This is a genomic window from Gelidimonas diazotrophica, assembly GCF_055694025.1.
This window is the reverse complement of record NZ_CM146349.1, coordinates 3,133,112-3,158,373: the sequence shown is the minus strand read 5'-3', so window position 1 is coordinate 3,158,373 and position 25,262 is coordinate 3,133,112. Positions and strand designations below refer to the sequence as shown.

25 protein-coding genes are annotated in these 25,262 nt (G+C 57.6%); 15 read left to right on the top strand and 10 right to left on the bottom strand.

Features of this window, described 5'->3' with window-relative positions; all coding sequences use genetic code 11:
* Positions 1 to 20: 20 nt before the first annotated feature.
* Complete coding sequence (gene ehuA / locus KGFNPO_RS14675) at positions 21 to 797, top strand: ectoine/hydroxyectoine ABC transporter ATP-binding protein EhuA (protein WP_472631971.1); 777 nt, start codon at positions 21 to 23, stop codon at positions 795 to 797.
* Positions 798 to 843: 46 nt separating this feature from the next.
* Here ehuA and KGFNPO_RS14670 read toward each other — a convergent pair whose 3' ends face one another.
* Positions 844 to 1,059 carry a hypothetical protein gene (locus KGFNPO_RS14670; protein ID WP_472631970.1) on the bottom strand — a complete coding sequence of 72 codons (216 nt, stop codon included), beginning with the start codon at positions 1,057 to 1,059 and terminating at the stop codon, positions 844 to 846.
* Positions 1,060 to 1,294: 235 nt separating this feature from the next.
* Here KGFNPO_RS14670 and KGFNPO_RS14665 point away from each other — a divergent pair, with 235 nt between their 5' ends.
* On the top strand, positions 1,295 to 1,702 hold the full coding sequence (locus KGFNPO_RS14665; protein WP_472631969.1) for a hypothetical protein: 408 nt from the start codon (positions 1,295 to 1,297) through the stop codon (positions 1,700 to 1,702).
* Positions 1,703 to 2,063: 361 nt separating this feature from the next.
* Here the strand turns inward: KGFNPO_RS14665 and KGFNPO_RS14660 are convergent, their stop codons facing one another.
* The 3 genes from KGFNPO_RS14660 to recG all read right to left on the bottom strand — a co-directional run bounded on the left by KGFNPO_RS14660 (position 2,064) and on the right by recG (position 4,903).
* Positions 2,064 to 2,258, bottom strand: coding sequence for a transposase (locus KGFNPO_RS14660; RefSeq protein ID WP_472634498.1), 195 nt, complete (start codon positions 2,256 to 2,258; stop codon positions 2,064 to 2,066).
* Between the two features lie 15 nt (positions 2,259 to 2,273).
* Positions 2,274 to 2,645, bottom strand: a complete 372-nt coding sequence (locus tag KGFNPO_RS14655; RefSeq protein WP_472631968.1) for a transposase — start codon at positions 2,643 to 2,645, stop codon at positions 2,274 to 2,276.
* A 128-nt stretch (positions 2,646 to 2,773) separates the two neighbouring features.
* Entirely contained in the window at positions 2,774 to 4,903 is a 2,130-nt protein-coding gene (recG, locus tag KGFNPO_RS14650) for an ATP-dependent DNA helicase RecG (protein ID WP_472631967.1), read from the bottom strand.
* Positions 4,904 to 5,070: 167 nt separating this feature from the next.
* Between recG and queA the strand changes: the two genes are divergently transcribed.
* Complete coding sequence (gene queA / locus KGFNPO_RS14645; RefSeq protein ID WP_472631966.1) at positions 5,071 to 6,105, top strand: tRNA preQ1(34) S-adenosylmethionine ribosyltransferase-isomerase QueA; 1,035 nt, start codon at positions 5,071 to 5,073, stop codon at positions 6,103 to 6,105.
* Positions 6,098 to 7,237 carry a tRNA guanosine(34) transglycosylase Tgt gene (gene tgt, locus KGFNPO_RS14640; RefSeq protein ID WP_472631965.1) on the top strand — a complete coding sequence of 380 codons (1,140 nt, stop codon included), beginning with the start codon at positions 6,098 to 6,100 and terminating at the stop codon, positions 7,235 to 7,237. The genes queA and tgt overlap by 8 nt, the downstream gene beginning before the upstream one ends.
* 101 nt (positions 7,238 to 7,338) lie before the next feature.
* Here the strand turns inward: tgt and KGFNPO_RS14635 are convergent, their stop codons facing one another.
* Positions 7,339 to 7,599 carry a hypothetical protein gene (locus tag KGFNPO_RS14635; RefSeq protein ID WP_472631964.1) on the bottom strand — a complete coding sequence of 87 codons (261 nt, stop codon included), beginning with the start codon at positions 7,597 to 7,599 and terminating at the stop codon, positions 7,339 to 7,341.
* 358 nt (positions 7,600 to 7,957) lie between these two features.
* Here KGFNPO_RS14635 and yajC point away from each other — a divergent pair, with 358 nt between their 5' ends.
* The 3 genes from yajC (at position 7,958) to secF (ending at position 11,326) form a co-directional block, all read left to right on the top strand.
* Positions 7,958 to 8,335 (top strand): preprotein translocase subunit YajC, encoded by a 378-nt coding sequence (yajC, locus tag KGFNPO_RS14630; protein WP_472631963.1) that lies wholly within the window; start codon positions 7,958 to 7,960, stop codon positions 8,333 to 8,335.
* Between the two features lie 99 nt (positions 8,336 to 8,434).
* Positions 8,435 to 10,294, top strand: a complete 1,860-nt coding sequence (gene secD / locus KGFNPO_RS14625) for a protein translocase subunit SecD (RefSeq protein WP_472631962.1) — start codon at positions 8,435 to 8,437, stop codon at positions 10,292 to 10,294.
* Between the two features lie 93 nt (positions 10,295 to 10,387).
* Entirely contained in the window at positions 10,388 to 11,326 is a 939-nt protein-coding gene (gene secF / locus KGFNPO_RS14620) for a protein translocase subunit SecF (protein WP_472634497.1), read from the top strand.
* 104 nt (positions 11,327 to 11,430) lie between these two features.
* On the opposite strand, the gene KGFNPO_RS14615 is transcribed toward secF, so the two are convergent.
* Together KGFNPO_RS14615 and KGFNPO_RS14610 are read right to left on the bottom strand one after the other, a co-directional pair.
* Positions 11,431 to 12,852 (bottom strand): sensor domain-containing protein, encoded by a 1,422-nt coding sequence (locus KGFNPO_RS14615; protein ID WP_472631961.1) that lies wholly within the window; start codon positions 12,850 to 12,852, stop codon positions 11,431 to 11,433.
* Between the two features lie 218 nt (positions 12,853 to 13,070).
* Complete coding sequence (locus tag KGFNPO_RS14610; protein ID WP_472631960.1) at positions 13,071 to 13,526, bottom strand: MarR family winged helix-turn-helix transcriptional regulator; 456 nt, start codon at positions 13,524 to 13,526, stop codon at positions 13,071 to 13,073.
* Between the two features lie 334 nt (positions 13,527 to 13,860).
* On the opposite strand from KGFNPO_RS14610, the gene KGFNPO_RS14605 reads away from it, so the two are divergent.
* A complete protein-coding gene (locus KGFNPO_RS14605) occupies positions 13,861 to 14,769 on the top strand; it encodes a DMT family transporter (RefSeq protein ID WP_472631959.1) in 909 nt (302 codons plus the stop codon).
* 27 nt (positions 14,770 to 14,796) lie between these two features.
* On the opposite strand, the gene KGFNPO_RS14600 is transcribed toward KGFNPO_RS14605, so the two are convergent.
* The 3 genes from KGFNPO_RS14600 to KGFNPO_RS14590 all read right to left on the bottom strand — a co-directional run bounded on the left by KGFNPO_RS14600 (position 14,797) and on the right by KGFNPO_RS14590 (position 17,446).
* Complete coding sequence (locus KGFNPO_RS14600) at positions 14,797 to 15,456, bottom strand: hypothetical protein (RefSeq protein ID WP_472631958.1); 660 nt, start codon at positions 15,454 to 15,456, stop codon at positions 14,797 to 14,799.
* On the bottom strand, positions 15,453 to 16,427 hold the full coding sequence (locus KGFNPO_RS14595) for an MlaD family protein (RefSeq protein ID WP_472631957.1): 975 nt from the start codon (positions 16,425 to 16,427) through the stop codon (positions 15,453 to 15,455). Before KGFNPO_RS14595 ends, KGFNPO_RS14600 begins: the two co-directional genes overlap by 4 nt.
* 203 nt (positions 16,428 to 16,630) lie before the next feature.
* Entirely contained in the window at positions 16,631 to 17,446 is an 816-nt protein-coding gene (locus tag KGFNPO_RS14590) for an MlaE family ABC transporter permease (protein WP_472631956.1), read from the bottom strand.
* A 90-nt stretch (positions 17,447 to 17,536) separates the two neighbouring features.
* Here KGFNPO_RS14590 and KGFNPO_RS14585 point away from each other — a divergent pair, with 90 nt between their 5' ends.
* From KGFNPO_RS14585 to astB, 7 genes are all read left to right on the top strand, one after another.
* Positions 17,537 to 18,523: a GlxA family transcriptional regulator gene (locus KGFNPO_RS14585; RefSeq protein ID WP_472631955.1), complete on the top strand. Its 987-nt coding sequence runs from the start codon at positions 17,537 to 17,539 to the stop codon at positions 18,521 to 18,523.
* A 21-nt stretch (positions 18,524 to 18,544) separates the two neighbouring features.
* Positions 18,545 to 18,808, top strand: a complete 264-nt coding sequence (locus KGFNPO_RS14580; RefSeq protein ID WP_472631954.1) for a hypothetical protein — start codon at positions 18,545 to 18,547, stop codon at positions 18,806 to 18,808.
* Between the two features lie 170 nt (positions 18,809 to 18,978).
* Positions 18,979 to 20,256, top strand: a complete 1,278-nt coding sequence (locus KGFNPO_RS14575) for an acetylornithine/succinyldiaminopimelate transaminase (RefSeq protein ID WP_472634496.1) — start codon at positions 18,979 to 18,981, stop codon at positions 20,254 to 20,256.
* A 43-nt stretch (positions 20,257 to 20,299) separates the two neighbouring features.
* Positions 20,300 to 21,346 carry an arginine N-succinyltransferase gene (locus KGFNPO_RS14570; protein WP_472631953.1) on the top strand — a complete coding sequence of 349 codons (1,047 nt, stop codon included), beginning with the start codon at positions 20,300 to 20,302 and terminating at the stop codon, positions 21,344 to 21,346.
* Between the two features lie 8 nt (positions 21,347 to 21,354).
* Positions 21,355 to 22,416, top strand: a complete 1,062-nt coding sequence (gene astA / locus KGFNPO_RS14565) for an arginine N-succinyltransferase (RefSeq protein WP_472631952.1) — start codon at positions 21,355 to 21,357, stop codon at positions 22,414 to 22,416.
* On the top strand, positions 22,413 to 23,879 hold the full coding sequence (astD, locus tag KGFNPO_RS14560) for a succinylglutamate-semialdehyde dehydrogenase (protein ID WP_472631951.1): 1,467 nt from the start codon (positions 22,413 to 22,415) through the stop codon (positions 23,877 to 23,879). Before astA ends, astD begins: the two co-directional genes overlap by 4 nt.
* Positions 23,880 to 23,914: 35 nt before the next feature.
* Positions 23,915 to 25,255: an N-succinylarginine dihydrolase gene (gene astB, locus KGFNPO_RS14555; protein WP_472631950.1), complete on the top strand. Its 1,341-nt coding sequence runs from the start codon at positions 23,915 to 23,917 to the stop codon at positions 25,253 to 25,255.
* Positions 25,256 to 25,262: the final 7 nt, after the last annotated feature.

Below are 25,262 nucleotides of genomic sequence, written 5' to 3'. Positions count from 1 at the left end.
TGCTTTTCACAGGATAAAACATGACACCTCCGATGATCCGCTTTAGCGGCGTGACAAAACGTTACGGCCCGCTCACCGTCCTCGACCATCTGGACCTGGACGTGGCGGCCAATGAAAAAGTGGCGATTATCGGCCCCAGCGGCTCCGGAAAATCAACCTTGCTGCGGGTACTGATGATGCTCGAAGGTATCAACGATGGCATGATCGAAGTCGACGGCGCGCCGCTCACCCACATGCCGCGCAACGGCGACCTGGTGCCGGCCAGCGAAAGCTACAAGCGCCAGGGCCGCCGCAAGATCGGCATGGTGTTCCAGAACTTCAATCTGTTCCCGCACATGAGTGCATTGCAAAATGTGGTTGAAGCTCCGGTCAAGGCGCTGGGTCTGAGCAAGGAAGAAGCCACCGAACGCGCCAGCGAACTGCTGGATATGGTCGGGCTCTCGGACAAGTTCAAACACTATCCGTCGCAATTATCCGGCGGCCAGCAACAGCGGGTGGCGATTGCACGCGCCCTCGCGATGCGCCCGCAAGTGATGCTGTTCGATGAGGTAACGTCGGCGCTCGACCCGGAACTCTGCGGCGAAGTGTTGAATGTGATTCGCCGCCTCGGCGACGAGCACAATCTCACCATGCTGATGGTGACGCACCAGATGGGATTCGCACGCGAATTTGCCGATCGCGTCTGTTTTTTTTCCGAAGGTAAAATCGCCGAACAGGGCACGCCGGAACAGATCTTCGGCGCGCCGCAAAACGAACGCACCCAAGCGTTCCTGCGCGCGGTGATGGAAGCGGTGTAAGCGTTGGCAGTAGTGCCGGTGTCCGTGCCGGCGCTACTGGCATTACTTAATATTGCGTAAGTTCCAAATCTAAAAAATCGCATCGGCCAGTGCGCGCAACGCTGCTGGCTTCGCAGTCCGGCGAGAAAATCTGGACTTGCATCAGGCCGGTTTCCTGACGTTTCCGCATCGCCTGCCTCAAGCGTTGCGTGTGTTCAATCACCATCAGCGACGCGTCCGGCACTTCAATCCCAACTTCGATCATGATGATGGCGACTTGCACCTTAATCTTTTCAAGGCGTGGCGGTTGATTATTAGGCGCGCCGAATTATTGACCCTTGTCTTGTTATTTCTCAGTATCAGTTACAAAATTATTAACTAATATGACGATGATAGTGCGAAGAAATGGCAGCACGGTCTGAAAAAAAGACGGAGACGGACACACTATTGAAGCGAACTCTGGATGGGATGAATAACAAGTTAGCGTAGCAATTCAATAACATAGCATCGGAGGCGATATGTCAGCAGTACTTTACGCAAATGACCAGGTGTCTGACGTTTATCCACAAGAGGTGACGATTGAAATTCGTGAGGGCGACTGGAAAGGTTATTTACAACACATCGCAAGGCCCCAAGACAACAAAGATTTTGTCAGTTGTTGCGGCGACGTCAGCGCATATAAACGGCAGTGTGCGATAGCTTATCTGGGCAAACGTGCGCAACTTAACGGCGGGGGATGTAGCAGAACCCAGCCACGCATCTTGACTCCGAGGATCATCTCTGAACTAGAGGTAAAGAACAAAGCCCTACGCTATCAGCGCTACCCATGGTTGGAGACCTTGATAAATCTGCTGGCAGAGATTGAGCGAAATCAGGAGAAGATGTCAGGTTGTGATGTTATCTCATTAATATCTGCTGCCAGATAGTGCGGTTGGTCGCACCAATCAGGTTCCAACTGCTGCTTTGGCAGCATGGGCGCAGACTTTTGCGGTTCCGAGAGCATCACCAATACGCTTGTCGTATTCGCAGTTTAAAAGCTTGAAACGCTCTGCCCATAGCGTCACTTTGCCTGCAAAGCCGTTGCATTTTATATTTACTGAGACAGGGTATTTTTATTTAATGTTTTAAATAAAGCGGCAATACCATTGTTTTTTAGCATACTCTAAAAAAAACCCAGAAAATACTGGGGGCTTTAAATCTGCCAGGCTATTTTTTGATGCGGACGGCAAACTGTTTAATCATGAAAATTTTCAATCAATTCATGCGTTTATCAAAGCCGATAAGCGGTCAATTGCTGTTTTCAGAATAATAGGTGTCTTCCAGCCATTGCAACGGGTTGGTCTGAATATATTCGGCAATATTTAAATATGCCTGCTCGTCACGAATGATGTGTTCATAATAATTGCGCTGCCAGATTGTATTGGCAGGCGTGTTGCATAACTGATTGATGCGCCTGGCAGAGAATGTTTTTAACTGTCGAATAATTTCAGATACCGGTTATGGTTTTCCCGTAGGGGCAGGTTCCAAACCTGCCCTTGGCGCGAACGTAAAACCAAGGGCGGGTTTGGAACCCGCCCCTACGGGGTTATCAATTTCAATGATGCCGTGGATGTGGTTCGGCATAACGATGAACTCATGAAGTCTGATGTTGCTGACATGATTGCGTAAATCAATCCATGTATTTTTGACGATTTCCCCACATTCATTCATTACCATTTGGTTAGGTTTGGAATCCGTCCAGACGATTTCACCCAATAAACATTGACGATGTTCAGTGCAAATCGTAATGAAATACAAACCCGCCTGCGAATAATCGTACCCTTTCAGGCGAATTGATTTCCGGTGATGAATATCAGAGTCATAAGCCATTATTGTTTAAATCCCGTAGGGGCAGGTTCTAAACCTGCCCTTGGCTCATGTTCCAAACTTGCCCTTGGTTTTACGTTCGCGCCCGGGCGGGTTTGGAACCTGCCCCTACAAAAAGTCCACCAAAAAATTCAAACCCGCAAAAAATCCTCTCGTTCGCCCAGCCAGCGCGCCAGATGCGCTCTTACAATGCGCGCGCTTTCCTCTGATGTATCTTGCAATAAGAACTGCGCCAGATTGCGCGCCTTTTCTACCAGCCATTGGTCGGTTTCCAGGTTGGCGAAACGCAGCATTGCCTGGCCCGATTGGCGCGCACCTAAAAATTCGCCGGGGCCGCGGATTTCCAGGTCCTTGCGGGCGATTTCGAAGCCGTCGGTGGTGGCGCGCATCGTCATCAGGCGCTGCTTGGCGACCCAGCCCAGCGGGCTTTGGTATAGCAGCAGGCAAACTGAGGCTGCCGTGCCGCGCCCGACCCGGCCGCGTAGTTGGTGCAATTGCGACAGGCCGAAGCGTTCCGCGTGTTCGATTACCATCAGCGACGCGTTCGGCACATCGACTCCGACTTCAATCACGGTGGTGGCGACCAGCACCTGCATCCGGTTTTGGGTGAAGGCATCCATCACCGCCTGCTTTTCGGCCGCTTTCATGCGGCCGTGCACCAAGCCGACCTGCAGGCTGGGCAATGCTATTGTCAGCGTGGCGTGGGTGTCGGTTGCGGTTTGCAGTTGCAGCGCTTCGGACTCTTCGATCAGCGGGCAAACCCAGTAGATTTGCCGCCCTTCGAGGGCCGCGGCATGGACCCGGGCGATCACTTCCTCGCGCCGGTTCTGGTCGACGGCGCGGGTCACGATCGGGCTGCGGCCGGGCGGCAGTTCGTCGATCACCGAGATTTCGAGATCGGCGTAATACGTCATCGCCAGCGTGCGCGGAATCGGCGTGGCGCTCATCATCAACTGATGCGGTGTCAGGTCAGGGGTCTGCGCGTTGGCGGCCTTCGCAGTTCCTTTATTCCGCAGGCTCAGGCGCTGGCCAACGCCGAAGCGGTGCTGTTCATCGACGATCACCAGCCCCAGCCGGGCGAATTGCACCGCTTCCTGGATCAGCGCGTGGGTGCCGATCACCAGTTGCGCGGCGCCGGACTCGATTCTAGCCAGCGCCTCCAGCTTCTCTTTCTTTTTCAGGCTGCCGGTCAGCCAGGCGACCTGGACGCCGAGCGGCTCCATCCAGCCGGCCAACTTGCGGAAATGCTGCTCGGCCAGGATTTCGGTCGGCGCCATCAGCGCCGCCTGGTAGCCATTGTCGATTGCCTGCGCGGCGGCCAGTGCCGCCACCACGGTTTTGCCGCTGCCGACATCGCCCTGCAGCAGCCGCTGCATCGGGAAGGCGGCGCACAAGTCGCACCGGATTTCGCCCAGCACCTTTTCCTGCGCGCCAGTCAACGCAAACGGCAGCGTCATCAGGAATGCATTCGACAGTTGACCGATGCTGTTCAGCTCCGGTGCGCTGACCTTGCGGCGGGCCGCTTGCGAGCGTTTCAGCGATAACTGCTGGGCCAGCAATTCATCGAATTTCATCCGTTTCCAAGCTGGATGGGTGCGCTCCATCAGACTATGCTGATCGACGTCCGGCGGTGGGTTGTGCAGCAGGCGAATCGCGGGCTCGAAGGCCGATAAACCGAGATTTTCCAGCAGCGCCGGCGGCAAAGTGTCGCGCCAATCGAGCTTATCCAGCGCTTGTGCAATCGCGCGGCGCAGAAAGCTTTGCGACAGGCCGACGCCGGCCGGATAGACCGGCGTTAATGCCGTTGCCAGCGGCGCTCCCGGAATCACGACCTTGTAAGTCGGGTGCACCATCTCGGGGCCGAAAAAGCCGTGCCGCAGTTCGCCGCGCACCCGCAACCGGGTGCCCTCGGCCAATTGCTTTTGCTGACTGCCGTAAAAATTCAGAAAGCGCATCACCAACTGGCCGGAATCGTCGGCAAGCGTCACCAGCAGTTGCCGCCGCGGCTTGTATTGCACTTCGCAGCCGCTGATTACGCCTTCGACCTGCGACGGCTGGCCAAAGTGCAAGCCGGCTTCATGGATCGACAGCACCTGGGTTTCATCCTCATAGCGCAGCGGCAGGTGCAGCGCCAGATCCATGCTGGATCGCAGGCCCAGTTTGGCCAGCTTGTCCGCCATTTTTCCCAGCGTCGTGGGCGCAGGTTTTTTGCGGGCTGATGGCGCCGGCACGGTAGCGGGTATTTGCTTTGGTTCTGGCATGTGGCTCATCAATGGACTGCCTAGGGCGTAAAATAGCCGGCTTTTACAATAGATACAGGTAGATTATCTGTATCTATTGTACTGATCTAAACTAATGCTGTGATTAAATACAGTTAATTTTCCGAGGGGGCGCCTAATCCTCCGGAATTATCAATTCAAGACACACGATGCATCCCAAATACTCTTTATCCGACTTTGATTTCGACCTGCCGCCGGAACTGATTGCGCAAACCCCGCTGCCGCAGCGCAGTGCTTCGCGCCTGCTGCACGTCGATGGCGATACGCTGATCGACCGCAGCTTTGCCGATATTACCGACCAATTTACCGCTGGCGATCTGCTGGTGTTCAACGATACCCGGGTGCTGAAAGCGCGTTTCTTCGGGGTCAAAGCCACCGCTGGAAAAGTCGAAGTATTGATCGAGCGCGTGGTGGATAACCGCACCGTCCATGCGCAAATCCGCGCCTCCAAATCGCCGGCAATCGGCAGCACCATCCGCCTGGCCGATGCCTTCGACGTCACGGTCGGGGTGCGGGTCGGCGAGTTTTATAAGCTGAACTTCCCGTCCGACGTGTTCGAACTGATCGAGGCGCACGGCCGGCTGCCGTTGCCGCCGTATATCGAACACACCGCCGACGCCTTTGACGAAACCCGCTACCAGACTGTGTATGCGAAAGAACTCGGCGCGGTCGCGGCACCGACTGCGGGCCTGCATTTCGATCAGGACTTGCTCGATAAGTTGCGCGCCAGGGGCGTGCAGTTCGCGTTCGTGACGCTGCACGTCGGCGCCGGCACTTTCCAGCCGGTGCGCACTGAAAATCTGGCCGAACATCAAATGCACAGCGAGTGGTACACGCTGTCGCAAGCCACGGTGGATGCGGTGCAGGCCGCCCAAGCCGCCGGGCGCGACGTGGTGGCGGTCGGCACCACCAGCCTGCGCGCGCTGGAGTCGGCTTCGCAATCCGGCACGCTTGTCGCCGGCAGTGCCGATACTGCACTATTCATCACGCCCGGCTATCGGTTTAAAACGGTGACGCGCCTGATCACCAATTTCCACCTGCCGAAATCGACCTTGCTGATGCTGGTGTCGGCCTTTGCCGGCTATGCCACTATCCGCAGCGCTTATTCCCACGCGATCACCCAGCGCTACCGTTTTTTCAGCTACGGCGATGCGATGCTCTTAAGTACAAAAAACCATGCTTGATTTCAAACTTCTCAAAACCGACGAGAGCGGTCAAACTTCGGCCCGTCGCGGCCGCCTGACGCTAAACCACGGCGTGATCGAAACGCCGATTTTCATGCCGGTCGGCACTTACGGTTCGGTCAAGGCGATGTCGCCGCTGGAGCTCAAGGAAATCGACGCCCAGATCATCCTCGGCAATACCTTTCACTTGTGGCTGCGCCCCGGCGTGGAGGTGCTGAAAAAATTCGGCGGCCTGCATCGCTTCATGGGCTGGGACCAGCCGATTCTGACCGATTCCGGCGGATTCCAAGTGTTTTCGCTGGGCGCGATGCGCAAGATCACCGAAGAAGGGGTGCATTTTTCATCACCAATCAATGGCGATAAATTGTTCCTGTCGCCGGAAGTCTCGATGCAGATCCAGCGCGCGCTGAATTCCGACATCGTGATGCAGTTCGACGAATGCACGCCGTATGAAATCGACGGCCGTCCGGCCACACTCGACGAGGCGGCCCAATCGATGCGCATGTCGTTGCGCTGGGCCAAACGCTCCAAGGATGAATTTGTCGGCGGTGAAAACCCGAATGCGCTGTTCGGCATCGTGCAAGGCGGCATGTTCGAACATTTGCGCGACGAATCGCTGGCTGGGCTGGAAGACATCGGCTTTCCCGGCATTGCCATCGGCGGGCTGTCGGTGGGCGAGCCGAAAGAAGAAATGATGCGCATGCTGGCGCACATCGGGCCAAGGCTGCCGGCTAATAAACCGCATTATTTAATGGGCGTCGGCACGCCGGAAGATTTAGTTGCTGGCGTAGCCAACGGCATCGACATGTTCGATTGCGTGATGCCAACCCGGAATGCGCGCAACGGCTGGCTGTTCACCCGTTTCGGCGATATCAAGATCAAGAATGCGCGCTACAAGGACGACGAGCAGCCGCTCGACGAAACCTGCGATTGCTACACCTGCCGCAATTTTTCACGCGCCTATTTGCATCATTTGCACCGCACCGGCGAAATTCTGGGTGCGCGTTTGAATACCATCCATAACCTGCACTATTACCTGCAGCTGATGCGTGAAATGCGCTCGGCCATCGACGCGCAACAATTTTCGGCTTTTGTGCTGCGCTTCCGCACGGAGCGCTCGCGCGGAATCTGATCATTGCAATTGCAGCTACAAAAATCAAAAGCCCGGAGTTGCCAGTTTATGAAAACTGGCAACTCCGGGCTTTTGATTTAGCGGTCGTGCGTTATTGCTTATTACTGAGCAGGTGCTGGTGTCACAGCTGGAGCAGGAGTTGCTTTTTTCGCTGCTGCATGCTTCATTTTCTTGGCATGGCTGGCTTTTTTCATGTGGCTGGATTTTTTCGCAGCGGCTTTAGCTGGCATGGCTGGAGTAGCGGCCGGTGCACTTGCAGCAGCAGGAGTTGCAGGAGTAACAGGAGCAGCAGCAGGAGTTGCTGCAAAGGCTGTACCCATTGCGAAAGTAGCGGCTACTAAGGTTGCGATAAGTTTGTTCATGCTAAAGTCCTTTTGGTTGGGTCCGTAGACAATCGCTACGTAGTGCAGATAACGCAGCGCTTCTGAGTCCGGTTGACAACGAATGCAAATAATTTTCAAGCGGAACTGTTGTGTCGCGACACCCCCCAATTAATAACTGCTGTTACGCACGCCATAATTGGGGCAGGCATCGGCAATGTCCAACCTCAGATAACAAATATTGGCAGGGTATGTGCAAATAAATAGCATTTTCCGCATAGTTTCATTGCGACTTTAAAAATACTGTTGCCTGTATGAATTTCAGCCCAGAACCATGTCGAATGCTGGCGCTGGAATACCATGCCGTCATAGGGCCGCGTATCAGGAAACCCATGCCTGAATGCTAAAATGCCTGCCTGTTTATAACAACCAACTGGAGTACGCCTTGTTTATTTCTAATGCATTTGCACAATCAGGCCCACTGGAATCCCTCGGTTTGGGTAGCAACCTGACTAGTTTTCTGCCGATCATCCTGATGTTCGCGGTGATGTATTTTCTGATGATTCGTCCGCAGATGAAACGCCAGAAAGAGCAGAAGGCCATGATGGCAGCCATCGCCAAGGGCGACGAGGTGATCACCAGCGGCGGCATGCTGGGTCGCGTTACCAAAGTGACTGATGTCTATGTGACACTGGAAATCGCCAATGCTACCGAAATCGTGATCCAAAAAGCGGCCATCGCCACTCTGCTGCCAAAGGGCACGATCAAATCGATTTGATGCTGTGTGTGCCGGTTCGCGCGCGCTGTGCGCAGTTCCGGCCATCCAAGTCACCCAGGCCATTTCTGCCCGGCGGCCAACCCTGAACATTGAATCGATATGAATCGTTATCCCCTCTGGAAGTATCTCGTTATCGCCTTTGCGCTGCTGCTGGGCGTGTTGTATACGCTGCCGAACTTCTTTGGCGAATCGCCCGCAGTGCAAATCAGTAGCGCCAAAGCCACCATCAAGGTCGATACCGGTCTGGTGACGCAGGTAGAACAGATTTTGAAAACCAATGACATGGCCACTGGCGGCGTGTTCTTTGATGCGGTTGGCAATCAGGGTTCGGTGCGGGCCCGCTTTGCCAATCCCGATGCCCAGTTCAAGGCCAAGGCATTGCTGGAAAAGGAGCTCAACATCGACCCGGCGGACCCGGTATATACCGTCGCCTTCAACCTGTTGCCGAATACGCCCGGCTGGTTGCAAAGCTTGCATGCGCTGCCGATGTACCTCGGCCTCGATTTGCGCGGCGGCGTGCATTTCCTGATGGAAGTCGATACCAAGGCGGTGCTTAACAAACGTTTGCAAGGACTGCAAGCCAGCGTGCGCAGCATTTTGCGCGATAAGAATATCCGTCATGCCGGTCTTTCCCGCAGCGCCGATACGCTCGAACTGCTGTTCCGCGATCAGCCCACCCTGGCTAAAGCGCAGGCAGAGCTGGCGTCGCAACTCAGTGAACTGACGTTCAATGTGAGCGGCAGCGGCAGCGAACTCAAGCTGGTGCTGCGCATGAAGCCGGAAGCCCTGACAAAAACCGTGGATGACGGGGTGCAGCAGAACATCACGACCCTGTCCAAGCGCGTCAACGAACTCGGCGTGGCCGAGCCGATCATCCAGCGCCAGGGTGCCAGCCGGATCGTGGTGCAATTGCCGGGCGTGCAGGATGTCTCGCGCGCCAAGGACATCATCGGCCGCACCGCGACCCTGGAAGTGCGCCTGGTCGATGAAACAGTTACCCGCGGCACTGAAGAAAGCGCCGCGATTCCGTTTGGCTCCGAGCTGTTCAAGGTCGGCAAGGGCGCGCCGGTGGTGTTGTACAAGGAGCCGATCATTACCGGCGACTATATTTCCAGCGCCACTGCCAGCTTCGATCAAAACAACCGGCCATCGGTCAGCATCGATCTCAACGGTGACGGCGGGCGCCGCATGCGCGACGCCACCCGCGGCAAGATCGGCAAGTTGATGGCGATCGTGCTGTTTGAGAAAAACCGCGGCGAAGTGCTGACGGTAGCTACCATCCAGGATGAACTCGGGTCGCGCTTTCAGATCACCGGCGAAGGTTCGTCCCAGGCCTCCAGCGACCTGGCACTGCTGCTGCGCGCCGGTTCGCTGGCTGCGCCGATGGAAATCATCGAGGAGCGCACTATCGGCCCGCAACTCGGCGCTGAAAACATCAAGAAGGGTTTCGATTCGACCATGTACGGTTTTCTGGTAGTGGCCGCTTTCATGACGGTGTATTACATGCTGTTTGGTTTGTTCAGCGTGTTCGCGCTGTCGACCAATCTGCTGTTGCTGGTGGCGATTCTGTCGATGCTGCAGGCGACCCTGACCTTGCCGGGAATTGCCGCGATTGCGCTCACGCTCGGTATGGCAATCGACGCCAACGTGCTGATCAACGAACGGATTCGGGAAGAACTGCGGGCCGGACACTCGCCGCAAGCAGCGATAGCGATGGGCTTCGACCGGGCCTGGGCCACCATTCTGGACTCCAATGTGACCACTCTGATTGCCGGTCTGGCGTTGTTGATCTTCGGTTCCGGCGCGATTCGCGGCTTTGCTGTGGTGCATTGCATCGGCATCGTGACCTCGATTTTCTCTTCGGTGTTCGTCTCGCGCGGCCTGGCCAATCTGTGGTACGGCCGCAAGAAAAAACTGACCAGCCTGTCGATTGGGACGGTCTGGAAGCCGGAACATTAAACGGTTCTGTGCTTACGTCAGTTTTAGTCAGTTTTAATCAAGCATCTCGCGGTGGTCTGGCCGGGCCAGAGCACCGCATTGAAAGGATCGATGATGGAATTATTCCGCATCAAAAAAGATATTCCATTTATGCGCAACGCATTGTTACTCAATGTGATCTCGGCAATCACGTTTGCGCTGGCGGTGTTTTTCCTGGTGAACAAGGGCTTGCATCTATCGATTGAATTTACCGGTGGCACCGTGATGGAGGTGGCCTATTCCAAAGCGGCCGATATCGATGGCATTCGCAAATCGGTGGTGGCGCTGGGCTACACCGATAACCAGGTGCAGAGCTTCGGCACTGCGCAGGACGTGATGATCCGCCTGCCGCTCAAGAGCGGCGTGACGGCAGCCGAGCAAAACGACAAGGTGATGGCGGCGCTGAAGGCAAAAGATGCCGATGTGGCGCTCAGGCGCGCCGAATTCGTCGGGCCGCAGGTGGGCCAGGAACTCGCGCATGACGGCCTGATGGCGCTGGCGATGGTGATCATCGGCATCATGATTTATCTGGCGCTGCGCTTCGAATGGAAGTTTGCGGTGGCAGCGATTGTCGCCAACCTGCACGACGTGATCATTATTTTGGGATTTTTCGCATTCTTTCAGTGGGAATTTTCACTCTCGGTGCTGGCCGGCGTGCTGGCGGTGCTGGGCTATTCGGTCAATGAATCGGTGGTTATCTTCGATCGTATCCGCGAAATGTTCCGCAAGCACCGCAAGATGGCGGTACCGCAGGTCATCGATCACGCGATCACCAGCACTATTTCGCGTACCGTCATCACGCACGGCTCGACCCAGATCATGGTGCTGTCGATGCTGCTGTTCGGCGGCCCGGCGCTGCATTACTTCGCGGTGGCGCTGACCATCGGCATTCTGTTCGGGATTTATTCTTCGGTGTTCGTCGCCGCTGCCATCGCAATGTGGCTCGGCATCAAGCGCGAAGATCTGGTCAAACAGGTCAAGGATAAAGTGGAAAACGATGGCGCAGTAGTGTAAACATCCAGCGCTATTGCCAAGCCAGTCGCCAGAAACCTGTCGACTGGCTTTTTTTATCGGTGCAATCCGGCTGCGGCGGAAATGGACCAACTGGAAATGGGAAACTATTCTTTGTCGGGGTCAATATAGAACTGGTAATTGCTCCGCCCCATTTGCTTGGCCTGGTACATGGCGTCGTCGGCGCGGCCTATCAGGGTCTCGACATCGGCGCCGTGTTCGGGATAGCGGCTAATCCCGATGCTGGGCGTGACGGTCAAAACATTGCCTTCGACCTGATACGGCTGCACCAGTGCGCTCATGATTCTTTTGGCGGCTTCGCACGCGGTCGCCTGCGAGTGCATATCGGGCAGCACCAGAACGAACTCGTCGCCGCCGATGCGCGCCACGGTATCGATCCCGCGCAGCAGCTCGCGCAGCCGTTTCGCTACGGCCTGTAACAGCAAGTCGCCGACCCGGTGCCCGAGCATGTCGTTGATCGGCTTGAAGCTGTCCAGATCGATAAACATGACAGCCATCTGGTTGCCGCTGCGCTTGGCTACGGCCATCGCTTGCCTGAGCCGGTCTTCCAGCAGACGACGATTGGGCAAATCGGTCAGGGCGTCGTGATCGGCCAGGTGGCGAATCTGTTTTTCAGCTTGCAGGCGTTCCATGATCTCGGCTTGCAAGCGCTGGTTGGCGGTAGCCAGTTCTGCGGTACGCTGCTGCACCCGCAATTCCAGATTGTCGCGTGCGCGCAGCAGCGCTTCTTGTGCGTTCTTGCGTTCGGTGATGTCTTCGGTGATGTAGATCGAGCCCTTGCCGAGATCGTCCGGATCGATCGCCTTGGCCAGCATGCGGCACCAGAACGTGGTGCCGTCGCGCTTTTGCATCAGCAGTTCGGTATCGAGCCGTTGCCCGCTGCCCAGCATCGCCCTGGCAAGGTTGGATAATGCGGCGAACGCTTGCGGCGACGGATACAGGATCTCGGTAGTTTGCTGGATCAGTTCGTCGCTGGGCCAGCCGAACATTTCGCTGAAACGCTGATTGCAATGCAAAAAGCGGCGTTTGCGGGTGAAGGTAATAGCCAGCGAGACGTTGTCCAGAATCGCCTGATGCTCCAGCAGCAGCAGTTGCGCCGCTGCATCCGCGGCGTGGCGTTCGGTGATGTCTTCAATGAGGTATATCTGGCCCTTGCCAGGATCAGTCGAATCGATCGCATTTACCACCAGGTGGCACCAAAACGTGCTGCCGTCGCGTCTTTGCAGCAGCAGTTCGGCATCACGCTGTGGCCCGCCGCCCAGTGCCATTGTGGCCAGGCTGGCGTGTTCGGCACCGGCCTGCGCCGATGGAAAGAGCAGACCGGCCGGCTGCCCTGCCAACTGGTCGTCGGGCCAGCCGAATATGTCGCTCAGGCGCCGGTTGCAGTGCAAAAAATTGCCATCGCGGATAAATGCGATGCCGAGCGAAACATGGTCCAGCAGCGCCTGGTATTCCAGCAGCATCTGGCGATTTTGCGTTGGATCAATCGGAAGTGGGTTTTTTATCATGCTGATGCGCAAAATAGAAACGAATGTTAGGCGGCGTTTGTCGTCAATTTGATGCGGCTCTCCTTCTATTCCTAGGTCGCGAGGCGCCACTTCAATGTTTGCCAGAATTGCATTGTTCGGTCGGACGCTGCAACTCCCGAAAAATTCCATATGGACAATTAATTTGGTTGCACATTCTGACGCATTTTTAGGTTGGCAGCAGCATAAGTTGCTTTGTTTTACTTTTTTGCACTTTTATTGACGGCGCTCAATGCATCCAGACGGTTTTTGAGTGCGCCCAAGGCTGCTTCGAGCGCGACGAAATCCGCTTCGGCGTAGCCGGAAAACGGCTGTTTACAGAACTGTACGTGGGGATCGAACACTTGTTCGAAAGTGCGCTCGCCGGCTGCGGTCAGTTGCACAATGGTGTTGCGGCGGTCTTCCAGGCTGGTGATGCGCCGCACCAGTTGCTTGCATTCCAGCCGATCGACGACGCCGGTCAGGGTGCCCTTGGTTATCAGGGTTTTCTGGCCCAGTTCCTTGAAGGTCATGCCCGGCGTATTGCCGAGGGTGGCGATGATGTCGAATTGCGCCTGAGTGAGACCGGTTTTGCGGATATCGGGCGCAGACATTTTCTCGAAGCCGTGATAGCACTCGGACAACAGGCGCAGGCTGCGTAAGTAGCGTTCTTTCATACCGCGATTATATCGGCAGCCGGCGTTGCCGAACTTATCGGCCATCATTGTGGCCCAGATTATTTCGGCTCAGATCAGGCTGCTCCGGATGCGCTTGTTCAGGCTGATCGAGGTCCCGGTTTGCCGCCCTTCGTTGATGAAATTAGAGGGGGTATATCGTTTATTCATGCTTTTTGCGCATGTTAATAGGCCGATTTAAAAAATACAGAATGTAGTACTATATGTTTCCAAACAGCATTAAAAGAATCAAAAAGCGCGTTAATAGTGTGCATATCTGTTGTTCGATTCGCTGCCGCCGGATTTCCTGCCCACTGTTTTTAACCTGAACTTGACTATGTTGATACCTCACCACCTGCGCGGCATCCTGGCGCTGCTGCTTGTGACCTGCGTCTGGGGCACGACTTTTCCGGCCATGAAGGATTTATCGGCCGATCTGTCCGCGGTCTGGATCGCGCTGTTGCGTTTCTCGCTGGCGGGTCTGTTGCTGTCGCCCTTTCTGTGGCGGGCCCGGCGGGCCGATGTGCTGGCGGGTGCGCTGTTGGGCGCGACCCTGTTTGTCTCCTTCATGCTGCAAACCGAAGGTTTGGCACTGACCAGTTCCAACCGCAATGCCTTCATCACCGGCCTGAACGTGCTGGTGGTGCCGCTGTTGGGCGTGCTGGCCGGCAAGCTGCCGCCGCGCCACATGGTGCTCGCCATTACGTTGGCGATGGCTGGCATTTCGGCGTTGTGCTGGGATGGCGGAGCCTGGTCGTATGGCGACACGCTGGCGCTGGGTGGCGCAGTCTGCTATGGCATTTACGTCAAGCAAATGGAAATGGCGACCCGCAAGGCCAGTCATCTGATGGCATTGACTGCGGTCCAAATCATCACGGTCGGCATTTGCGCTGCGCTCTGGCTGCTGCTGTGGGAGCTGCCGCACAAATCGGTGGACTGGCTGCAACTGCAGCAGGCGGTGCGCCAGCACACCCCGAATCTGCTGTATCTCAGCATCGTCGCCACCGCAGCGATACTTTCGCTGCAAGTCTGGGGCCAGCGTCATACCAGCGCCAACGAGGCCGCCGTCACGTATGCGTTCGAGCCGGCCTGCGCGGCGATTGCCGCCTATTTCTGGATTGGCGAAACCATGGGTTGGCGCGGCGTGACAGGCGGCGTGTTGCTGATCGCCGGCATCATAGTCAGTCAGTGGAAGAACCGCGGCGCGCCGGCGAAAATACCCGGCGCGGTGCCGGCTGCGTCCTGATATTTTTCCAGTGTGCCTGGAATAACGTCAGGGCTTGGCCTGTTGAACCAGATCCATGCGTCGGCGCAGGCGCAGCGCTTCTGCGGTAGCGCCGGCTTGCTCGGCGCGCATCGCTTGCACGTCCAGCCATGCCAGCAAGGGACGTCGCCAGCCCTGGGCGGAGGCGGTATCGACCGCCAGCGTCAGCACTGCCGGGTTGGCGCGGTCGCTGCGCAACAAGACGCCGGCAGCCACTAAGCGGGACAGCGGATCGCTGATGCCGGCCACCGCAGCCGCAGGATCTGTGCCGGCGCGCATCACGCCTCGGTGCTGCGCGGGCAGCAGCGCGACATCTTGCGGTTGCGCACGGCCGGCCAAATAATCGGCGTAGGCGCGTTCCGGCGCTGCGGCGTCCTGACGCAGCTTTTCAAACCCGGTGCAGTCTTCCAGCACCAGGCTGGCCACACGGCTGGCGCAGCGGATCAATTCCGCGCGCGCCACCAACGCGATCTGACCGGTGCTGGCCATTTCGCTGCGAGCCTTGGCAAATTCCTGAACTTCGACTCTGTCGTTGCCGGACATATAAGCAGCGCTGGCGCGCTCGATGCCGCTTTGGGCGTTCATTTGCCAGTCAGGCACGGCAGGGCCACTGGCGCAGCCGTTGAGCAGGATGGCAATGCCAAGCGGCAAGAGTAGGGTTGATTTCATGGCAGTTTGATCTCCGCTTCGCGTTTGAACGGCCACTTGCGATTGATTTCATTGACCAGTTGCTCGACCTTGCGCAAGTTGCTCTCGACGTCGGCGCGCAGCGGGGCCAGATCGACGGTCGCGTCTTTGACATTGGCGCCGACCGCCTGCGCTTCGACCAACACCGCATCGACTTTTTTCATGCTGGTCCTGACGTCGGTCAGCAAACCGTTGAGCTGAACGATAGTTGCCTGTGCTTCAGGCATCACGCCGTTCTTGCCAAACACCTGGCGGTCGGCCTTGGTCGCCATGCCATCGACGGTGGCCAGCAACTGATTGGCGCGGTCTAGCGTGACCAGCAACTTTTTCGCATTTTCATCGGTGCCGGTGATGACGCCCAGCGCTCCGCTCTTGCCGTTGAGTTTTTCAGTGACGGACTTCACGTTGCGCAAGCTCAAGTCCAGCGCCGAGTCGGTCGCGGTCAGGGTATTCAGGTTTTGAATCAATTCCTTGGCGGCAACGAGAAGGCGGGGAATTTCGGCGGTGGCGTCGCCTGCCAGCACGCTGCGTATAGCGCCGTCCGGTAGCGGCGGGTCGCTCAGGACGCCGCTGAAGGCGCGCAAACGCGTAGCGCCCACCATGCCGCGTTCCATCGTGAAGATGCTGGAACTGCGCAACCAGTGCGCATCCTTGCGCCCCACTTCGACAATCATCCGGGCCTTGCCTTGGTTGTTGAGTTCGATGCGGCTGACGCGCCCGATCGCAAAGCCGGCGAACGTGATGTCCATCCCGACCATAACGCCCTCGGCGTCGTCCGCTACCAGCACCAGTTTCTGGGTTGATTCGAATGCGCCGCGTGCATACATCAGGTAGACCACCGTGGCCGACACCAATACCACCATCAAGATCAGCAGCAAGGCCGCCTTGAACTCGACATGGGGAATCGGCGGCGTGGCGGGCAGGGGTGATGTGTCGTTGGTTTTATCTGTCATGGATATGTATGTTTGCTGGGGTAATCGTTTTAAAAAAACTGATACTACTGTCCACGAAAAGCACGAAAAGCACGAAAAGCACGAAAGACACGAAAAAACTTCTCTATTGCAGTTGAAAGGAGGGTTTATGCATTCTTTCGTGCTTTTCGTGTCTTTCGTGGACGATGCTTTTCATGTCTTGCATGCACTGTCCACACCATCAATTAATAATAATTGCCCATCAACGAGGCCACTTCAATCACTAGCACAACGGCAAACAGGCGCACCATGCCGGCTAATCCGCTGGCAAGGTCGGTGCGGTGGCGGCGAACTGTGGCGACGTCATCGTAATACGCCGAAGCCATCGGGATAAACGACACGGCCAGGCTGAAAAAGAAAATCTTCAGCACCAGGATCAAGGTCACGGCCGGGTTGAATACCTGGCCGACCACCCGCGTGTAGCCTTCCAGCGCCCACGGCGTGAAGCCATAGATTGCCAGATATGCCAGCACCAGCGTAAGCAGGCAACTGACCGCGCCCAGCATCCACACCGAAAATACGCCAGCCAGCACACGCGGCAAAAATTCCTGCCGGATCGGGTCTATCCCCTTGCGCCGCAAGGCGTCCAAGACGCCCTGCGCACGCATCAAGGTGATTTCTGCGCTGTCTGGCAGGGTGCAACGCAGCGCCACGAACATGGCGGCCGTGAGCGGAATCAGTTCGAGCACCAGCACCCTGACCACCATCTCGATGGCAAAACGCGACAAGCCGTAGCTGAGAGCAGTGACAACCACAATCCGGATCAGCACCACGCTGATCAGGGCCGCCAGCACGGTAAACCACATCAGATTCGGCATCGTCGCACGCACGATCTCGCGCGCGATGGCGTTGCGGCCGGCACGGCTGTAGGTCGATGGCGACAGCGCCAGCGTCAATACCAGCACGCCAAACAGCACGATCTGCCACCAGCTGCCGAGCCACGCCAGCACTTTGCGGCCCAGGCGCCTGAGCGCCGACAAATAAGTAGCTTGAGTCATCATCCCGGCATGGTAGCAGCGAATGCGGTATTTGCAATCCCGGTCTGCGTTGCCTGCTTGTAGGTGCGCGCTGAAAAAGGGTATTCTGTTTCGATGTCATTTGTTTCTCTCTCCGCACTAAACCAAGTCCCGTTGCGCATCTTGCTGATTTGCCCCGACGGCGAAGTCTCGCTCACGCTGGCAGGGCTGTTGCAGCCGCTGCAGATGGCGGCCAAAGCGCTGGGACCGGCGCGTTTGCAGCTTGAATTGCTGGCGCTGGAATCCGTACTAAAACCTCCGCTGCAAACGCCCGCTTGGCCTGCGGCGCAACTCTGCCTGCTGGTATCCGACGATGCGCTGGGCAAGTTGAATAAGGATCAGGGCCGCATCTTGCTGGAGCGCTGTCAGCGCGCGCCGTTCTGGGGCGCGGTTGGAGCGGCGGTGTTGTGGCTGGCGCGCAGCGGCGCAATGGAAGCGGCGCGCACCGCGTTGCCGTGGGCGCTGTATGCAGACGCCGGCGAGGTCGCCGAGCGCGCCATTCTGACGCCGAATTTATTCGAGATCGACGGCAATCGGCTGAGTTGTTGCGGCGGTGCCGCCAGCATGGATTTCGCACTGTGCCTGATCGGCGCGCTGTTCGATGCCCAATTGCAAGCGCAGATTCAGGAAGCGCTGTGCGTGGACCGCATCCGCGGTGCAGCCGAGCGCCAGCGCCAAGCGCTGCAGGCGCGTTTCGGCGTATTGCAGCCGAAATTGTCGGAAGCGGTGGCGCTGATGGAAAGCAATATCGAGGAGCCGCTGGCCACCGACGACATCGCCAACCTGGTCGGCATTTCGCGCCGCCAGTTGGAGCGCCTGTTCAAGCAATATCTGGACGCGATGCCTTCTCGCTATTACCTGGAGTTGCGGCTGCAACGCTCGCGCCAGCTGTTGCGGGAGTCGCACCATTCAATCGTCCAGATCGGCCTGATGTGCGGCTTTTCCTCCGGTTCGCATTTTTCTACCGCCTACGGTGCGCTGTTCGGCATCACTCCGCGTGAAGAACGGCAACGCAAGCTGGTGCCTGGCCGCAGCGTTCTGCCGCGCCCATTGAAATCATAAAAACTTGGAGTATGCAGATAAATGCCGCTGTTTCCGCATATATATGTTGCGGTATATAAAAATACAACGTTATGTATTGGTCAAAGAGCTGGTGCTGAAAACCTGCTTCCTGAAAAAAGCATGATTTTTGATCGCAGCAGTAATGCCGGTCTCCGTGCCTGCATTCGGATGCCATTTGCTTGTAGGTGCGAATTTATTCGCATCAGCTCGCATGGAATCATTAAAAGTGCGAATAAATTCGCACCTACGCTGCTGTTGTTTCAACGTGAAAAGGCCCGATTTTGAACAGAGCATCTACAAATCTCTGCGCTTCGCTGTAGCAGCGCACCCGGGCGCGAATATTGCGCCGCCCAACACAGGATTATGATATTTCCTGTCGCAGTTTCAAAAGAGTTTTAGCGCCGGTTTTTTTACAATGACAACCTCTTCAGGATGATTTGGGAGTCAAAGTGAATATGAATGAATCGACCAGCATGCAGTCCGGCGCGGCAACCACAATGCCCACGCCCATAACCGTTACCAGGAAAACTTTCGATGCCGTAATTGTGCCGACCTATGCGCCCAGCGCGGTGGTGCCGGTGCGCGGCGCCGGCCTGGAAGTGTGGGATCAGGATGGCAAGCGCTATCTCGATTTCACCGCCGGGATCGCAGTCACCAGCCTGGGCCATGCGCATCCCGCCGTGGTGGAAGCCTTGTGCACGCAAGCCAAAACGCTATGGCATCTCAGCAACGGTTTTACCAATGAACCAGTACTGCGCCTGGCTACCGCGCTGACACAGGCGACTTTCGCCGAGCGCGTATTTTTCTGCAACTCCGGTGCGGAAGCGAATGAAGCCGCATTCAAGCTGGCGCGCAAGTATGCGAGCAACAAGTTCGGAGCGGCCAAGTCGCGCATCATCTCTTGTGCCAATTCTTTCCACGGTCGCACCTTGTTTACGGTGTCGGTCGGCGGCCAGCCCAAATATACCGAAGGCTTCGGGCCGCTGCCGCAGCAACTGACGCACATTCCATTCAATGACATCGAAGCGGCGCGCGCTGCGATGGGCAACGATGTCTGCGCGCTGGTGGTCGAACCGGTGCAGGGCGAGGGCGGCGTGGTGCCGGCCAGCAAGGAATATCTGCAAGCGCTGCGTACCTTGTGCGACCAGCACAACGCGCTGCTGATTTTCGATGAAGTGCAAACCGGCATGGGCCGCACCGGCACGCTGTTTGCCTACATGGGCTATGGCGTCACGCCCGATATCCTGACCTCGGCCAAGGCGCTCGGTAACGGTTACCCGATCGGCGCGATGCTGACCACCGAAGCGATCGCAGCGTCGTTTTCCGTCGGCACGCACGGCACCACGTATGGCGGCAATCCAATAGCAGCGGCGGTAGCGCTGAAGGTGCTGGAAATTATCCAGGCGCCGGAATTTCTGGCGCGGGTCCGGCAAGCAGCAGTCAAGCTGAACGCGATGCTGCAAGCAATCGTCGGCGATTATCCTCAAGTATTTTCACTAGTGCGCGGCAGCGGCCTGATGCTCGGCATGGTGCTGACCGAGCAATACCGCGGACGCGCCAAGGACATCACCAGAGCGACCGAAGCGGAAGGATTGATGCTGCTGATTGCCGGTCCCGATGTGGTGCGGCTGCTGCCGGCGCTGATCGTGTCGGATGCACAAATCGATGAAGCAGACCTGCTGCTGCGTCGTGCGCTCGAAGAGTTTCTGGCGGTTTCCGTGGCGGCACTATGACATCTATAACAACACGTCGTCTTTGATCAGATTGGAGCAGCCTATGTACATTGTGCGGCCGGTAGAAATTTCCGATATTGCAGCGCTTGAGTCGTTGGCGACAGTCGCTTCGCCCGGCGTGCACACGTTGCCCAGAACGCGGGCAGCGATCACGCGTGCGGTCGAGCGCTCCATTGCATCCTTTGCGACGCCGGTGGTGATACCGAGCGAAGAATCGTACATGTTCGTACTGGAATCGACGCTGGACCAGTCGATCGCCGGCACCGCTGCGATTTCCGCCACCGCCGGCTCCAACGGCACCTATTTCGCGTTCCGCAACGACGTCATGCAGCAAGTCTCGCGCGACCTCAACATCAGCCATAGCGTGCATGCACTGACGCTGTGTTCCGAGTTGACCAGCCATTCGCAGCTGTCGGGTTTTTTCGTGCGCGGCTGGGGCAACTGTAGCCAGGAGGCGGCGCTGTTGTCGCGGGCGCGGCTGCTGTTCGCTGCGATTTTGCCGCAGCGTTTCGGCGACAGCTTCTTCGTGTCGCTGGCCGGGATTACCGACAGCCATGCGCAGTCGCCGTTCTGGGAAGCGCTGGGACGCAAGTTTTTTCAAATGGATTTTCTGGAAGCAGAACGCTTGATTGAAGGCGCCCGCAATCGCACCCTGATCGTCGAACTGATGCCGCATTACCCGGTGTATGTGCCGCTACTGCCGGGCGATGCGCAAGCGGTGATGGGGCAAATCCATCCGGAGGGCGAGCTGCCATTCCGGCTCCTGACCGAAGAAGGTTTCGAGCCGGACGAATACATCGACATCTTCGACGGTGGGCCGATCATGCAGGCGCACAAGCACGCGTTGCGCTCGTTTTCGGCATCGTTTGTGCGTCCGGTGGCAGCGTATGCGCCGGATGACGCGGACGACGCTTTGGCCGGCGCGGCGAGCGTCACGTATCTGCTGGCTACCGCCAGAGAAAATGATTTTCGCGCCACCCTGTTCGATTGCGCGCCGCTGGAACATGCCGCCAACCTTCGGCTGCCGCCGCAGGTGCTGCAAAGCCTGAAGCTGACTGTTGGCGAATCCGTTTTATGTGTCAGATTGTGAGGTCGGAAATGTTAGTTGTACGCGCTGTTAATGAATCCGATCTGGAAGGGATGCTGGAGCTGGCCGGCCAGGTCGGGAGCGGCATGACGACGTTGAAGCCGGACCGCAAGATGCTGGGGCAGCGGTTGGAAATCGCCTGCGCCTCGTTTGCCGAGCAGATCGCACCGACCCAGCGCGATTACGTGTTCGTGATGGAGGATACGCGCACTGGCCGGCTGGCCGGCATTTGCGCGATCAAGAGCGCGGTCGGGCTGGAAGAGCCGTTCTACAATTACCGGATTGGCACGCTGGTGCATTCGAGCCGGGAACTGGGCGTCTTTTCGAAGATGGAAACGCTGTACCTGTCGAATGACCTGACCGGCGCCACCGAACTGTGCTCGCTGTTCCTGCATCCGGATTATCGCGGCGGCACCAACGGCAAGCTGCTGTCGAAAAGCCGGCTGCTGTTCATCGCCCAATTCCCGCATTTGTTCAATGCCAAGGTGATCGCCGAAATGCGCGGGTTTCAGCATCCGGACGGCACTTCGCCGTTTTATGAAAGCCTGGGGCGGCATTTTTTCAAGATGGATTTCAATCATGTCGATGACTTGACCAGCCTGGGCAAAAAATCGTTCATCGCCGAACTGATGCCACGCTATCCGCTGTATGTCGCTTATCTGCCGCAAGAAGCGCAGGAAGTGATCGGCCGCGTGCATGTCGCCACTGCGCCGGCGCGCCGGTTGCTGGAGCAAGAAGGCATGTATTACGAAGGTTATGTCGATATTTTCGACGCCGGGCCGGTGCTGCAGGCCAGGGTGCGCGAGTTGCGCGCGCTGCGCGAAAGCGTGCTGGCCATCATCGAACCGGCAGCGGAGAACGGCACCGAGGTCGCTGAGTCCACTGAGGTGGTTGCTAATCCGGTGCTGGTTTCCAATACCGTGCTGCCCGACTTCCGCATCATCGTCTCGCCAGCGGAATCACAATCACCATCGGCCCGTATTGCCCTCTCCACATCCGAGCGGGAACTGCTGGCCTGCTGTGTCGGCGATCCGGTTCGCACCATGACACTTAACGCCAGGAAAAATTCATGATGTCTGCGCATTTCATCAACGGCCAGTGGCTCGCCGGCCAAGGTCCGGTATTTACTGTCATCAATCCCGCCAATGGCGATACGCTCTGGAGCGGTGCGGCGGCGAGTGCTGCCGATGTCGATAGCGCCTGCCAGTCGGCCCGCGCCGGTTTCCAGCTGTGGTCGCGCACCCCGCTGCCGACGCGGATTGCAGTCTGCCAGCGCTTTCGCGATCTGCTGAAAGAAAATACGGAAGAATTAGCTGGCCTGATAGCGCTGGAAGTCGGCAAGCCGCTGTGGGAAGCGCGCACCGAAGTTGCCAGCATGGCCGGCAAGATCGATATTTCGCTGCAGTCTTATCAGTCGCGCACCGGCCAGACGCAAGCCGCGGTGGCCGATGGCAGCGCGGTATTGCGACATCGGCCGCACGGCGTGTTCGGCGTTCTTGGTCCTTACAATTTCCCCGGCCATCTGCCCAACGGCCACATCGTTCCGGCCCTGATCGCCGGCAACGCCATCGTCTTCAAACCGAGCGAATATGCGCCGCAAACCGCGATCAAGACGGTCGCCTTGTGGACGCAGGCCGGCTTGCCGGATAGCGTGCTGAACCTGGTCAATGGCGGTCGCGCCACCGGCGAGGCTTTGTCGCAACATCCGCAACTCGACGGCGTGCTGTTTACCGGCAGCTATCAGGTTGGCGCTATTTTGCATCGCCAGTTCGCTGGTCAGCCGGGCAAGATGCTGGCGCTGGAAATGGGCGGCAACAATGCGCTGGTGGTGTGGGATGTGCAGGATCTCGATGCAGCGGTGCATCACGCGATTTTTTCGGCATTCGTCAGCGCCGGCCAGCGTTGCACTTGTGCGCGGCGTTTGATCGTCGAGGATTCCGCCCGCGGCCACGCCTTCATTGCGCGCTTGATTGAAGTCGCCGGCAAGATTACGGTCGGTGCCTCGGACGCGTCGCCGGCCCCGTTCATGGGCCCGGTCGTGTCGGCAAAAATCGCAGAAAAACTACTGGCCGCCCAAGCCGGCTTGGTAGCGCGTGGCGGCAGCATACTGCTCGAAATGCGCCAGCTTGCCAAAGACACTGGCTTCCTTTCACCCGGCATCGTCGATGTTACCGATGCCAAAGAAGTGCCGGATGAAGAATGGTTCGGCCCCTTGCTGCAAGTGGTGCGCGTGGCTAGTTTTGATGCCGCGCTGGAAGCGGCAAACGCGACCGAATACGGCCTGGCCGCCGGCTTGCTGTCGGACGACGCGGCGTTGTGGGAACAGTTTTTAAGCAGCGTCCGGGCCGGCATCGTCAACTGGAACCGGCCGACCACGGGTGCCGCCAGTACTGCGCCGTTCGGCGGCAACGGCAAATCCGGCAACCATCGTCCGAGTGCGTATTACGCCGCAGATTATTGCGCGTATCCGGTAGCGTCAATCGAGAATGCCACGCTGGAAATGCCGCAAAAGCTGTCGCCGGGCTTGCATTTCTAATTTCTAATTACGCAGGCAGACAGACCGAAAAAATCATGCACACCACACGCGAATTCAATTTTGACGGCTTGGTCGGCCCTTCGCATAATTATGCCGGTCTGTCGTTTGGCAATGTTGCCTCGTTCAATAATGTCAAAAGCGCGTCCAATCCGAAGCAGGCGGCGTTGCAGGGTTTAGCTAAGATGCGTACGTTAGCGGCGCGTGGCTTTGCCCAAGCTGTGCTGCCGCCGCAGCTGCGGCCTGATTTCAGACTGTTGCGCAGTATTGGTTTCGGCGGCAGCGATGCCGATGTGCTGGCGCGGGCCGCCAAAGAAGCTCCGGTGATTCTGGCCTGCGCCTATTCGGCTGCGCCGATGTGGAGCGCGAATGCGGCTACGGTCAGCCCATCGGCCGACACCCTGGACGGCCGCGTGCATTTCACCGTCGCCAACCTGAACAGCAAGCTGCACCGCTCTTATGAGCAAACCCAAACCGCCCGTACTCTGCGCGCGATTTTCAAGGAGGGTGCGCGCTTCGCTGTGCATGACGCATTGCCTGGCACGCCGGCATTTGGCGATGAAGGTGCGGCCAACCACACCCGGCTGTGCGCCGCGCATGGCGCTGGCGCAGTAGAACTGTTCGTGTATGGCAGGGCCGAGTTCGATCCCGCGGCGCTGGCTCCGCAACGTTTTCCGGCGCGACAAACGCTGGAGGCCAGCCAGGCGGTGGCGCGGTTGCACGGCCTGCAACCGCAGCGCACCGTATATGTTCAGCAGAACCCTGCAGTGATCGATCAAGGCGTATTCCACAACGACGTAATTGCGGTCGGCAATGGCACTGTGTTGTTTTATCACCAGCAAGCTTTCCTCGACGAATCTGCCACACTTTCCGCACTACACATTGCGCTGGCCGATGCCGGCGCGCAATTGCAGCCGATACGGGTAGATAGCGCGCAAGTCTCGGTCACTGACGCGGTATCGAGTTATTTGTTCAATAGCCAGTTGCTGTCAAAAGAAGATGGCCGGATGGCGCTGGTCGTGCCGCAGGAATGCCAGGAAAACCCGACAGTTGCGCGTTATCTGCAAGGCTTGGTTGCCGGCGGCGGTCCGATTGATGAATTGATCAGTTTCGATTTGCGTCAAAGTATGCGCAACGGCGGCGGCCCAGCCTGCCTGCGCTTGCGGGTGGCGCTGACCGCTGTCGAGGCGGCAGCGATGCATCAGGGCGTGATCATGACCGAGAGCCTGTATGCAAGTCTGGTGGCTTGGGTCGAAAAGCATTATCGCGACCGGCTGTCCCCAGACGATCTGGCCGATCCGATGCTGGCGCTGGAGATGCAAAGCGCGCTAGATGCATTGCGCACAATCATGGACTTGCCGGAGCTGTATGCGTTTTAATCGGCGC

Excerpts from the sequence above, each read along its gene's own strand:
- ehuA (WP_472631971.1), top strand. The coding sequence starts at position 21 with ATGACACCTCCGATGATCCGCTTTAGCGGCGTGACAAAACGTTACGGC.
- KGFNPO_RS14665 (WP_472631969.1), top strand. The coding sequence starts at position 1,295 with ATGTCAGCAGTACTTTACGCAAATGACCAGGTGTCTGACGTTTATCCA.
- KGFNPO_RS14655 (WP_472631968.1), bottom strand. The coding sequence starts at position 2,645 with ATGGCTTATGACTCTGATATTCATCACCGGAAATCAATTCGCCTGAAA.
- recG (WP_472631967.1), bottom strand. The coding sequence starts at position 4,903 with ATGCCAGAACCAAAGCAAATACCCGCTACCGTGCCGGCGCCATCAGCC.
- queA (WP_472631966.1), top strand. The coding sequence starts at position 5,071 with ATGCATCCCAAATACTCTTTATCCGACTTTGATTTCGACCTGCCGCCG.
- tgt (WP_472631965.1), top strand. The coding sequence starts at position 6,098 with ATGCTTGATTTCAAACTTCTCAAAACCGACGAGAGCGGTCAAACTTCG.
- KGFNPO_RS14635 (WP_472631964.1), bottom strand. The coding sequence starts at position 7,599 with ATGAACAAACTTATCGCAACCTTAGTAGCCGCTACTTTCGCAATGGGT.
- yajC (WP_472631963.1), top strand. The coding sequence starts at position 7,958 with ATGCTAAAATGCCTGCCTGTTTATAACAACCAACTGGAGTACGCCTTG.
- secD (WP_472631962.1), top strand. The coding sequence starts at position 8,435 with ATGAATCGTTATCCCCTCTGGAAGTATCTCGTTATCGCCTTTGCGCTG.
- secF (WP_472634497.1), top strand. The coding sequence starts at position 10,388 with ATGGAATTATTCCGCATCAAAAAAGATATTCCATTTATGCGCAACGCA.
- KGFNPO_RS14615 (WP_472631961.1), bottom strand. The coding sequence starts at position 12,852 with ATGATAAAAAACCCACTTCCGATTGATCCAACGCAAAATCGCCAGATG.
- KGFNPO_RS14610 (WP_472631960.1), bottom strand. The coding sequence starts at position 13,526 with ATGAAAGAACGCTACTTACGCAGCCTGCGCCTGTTGTCCGAGTGCTAT.
- KGFNPO_RS14605 (WP_472631959.1), top strand. The coding sequence starts at position 13,861 with ATGTTGATACCTCACCACCTGCGCGGCATCCTGGCGCTGCTGCTTGTG.
- KGFNPO_RS14600 (WP_472631958.1), bottom strand. The coding sequence starts at position 15,456 with ATGAAATCAACCCTACTCTTGCCGCTTGGCATTGCCATCCTGCTCAAC.
- KGFNPO_RS14595 (WP_472631957.1), bottom strand. The coding sequence starts at position 16,427 with ATGACAGATAAAACCAACGACACATCACCCCTGCCCGCCACGCCGCCG.
- KGFNPO_RS14590 (WP_472631956.1), bottom strand. The coding sequence starts at position 17,446 with ATGATGACTCAAGCTACTTATTTGTCGGCGCTCAGGCGCCTGGGCCGC.
- KGFNPO_RS14585 (WP_472631955.1), top strand. The coding sequence starts at position 17,537 with ATGTCATTTGTTTCTCTCTCCGCACTAAACCAAGTCCCGTTGCGCATC.
- KGFNPO_RS14580 (WP_472631954.1), top strand. The coding sequence starts at position 18,545 with ATGCCGCTGTTTCCGCATATATATGTTGCGGTATATAAAAATACAACG.
- KGFNPO_RS14575 (WP_472634496.1), top strand. The coding sequence starts at position 18,979 with ATGAATGAATCGACCAGCATGCAGTCCGGCGCGGCAACCACAATGCCC.
- KGFNPO_RS14570 (WP_472631953.1), top strand. The coding sequence starts at position 20,300 with ATGTACATTGTGCGGCCGGTAGAAATTTCCGATATTGCAGCGCTTGAG.
- astA (WP_472631952.1), top strand. The coding sequence starts at position 21,355 with ATGTTAGTTGTACGCGCTGTTAATGAATCCGATCTGGAAGGGATGCTG.
- astD (WP_472631951.1), top strand. The coding sequence starts at position 22,413 with ATGATGTCTGCGCATTTCATCAACGGCCAGTGGCTCGCCGGCCAAGGT.
- astB (WP_472631950.1), top strand. The coding sequence starts at position 23,915 with ATGCACACCACACGCGAATTCAATTTTGACGGCTTGGTCGGCCCTTCG.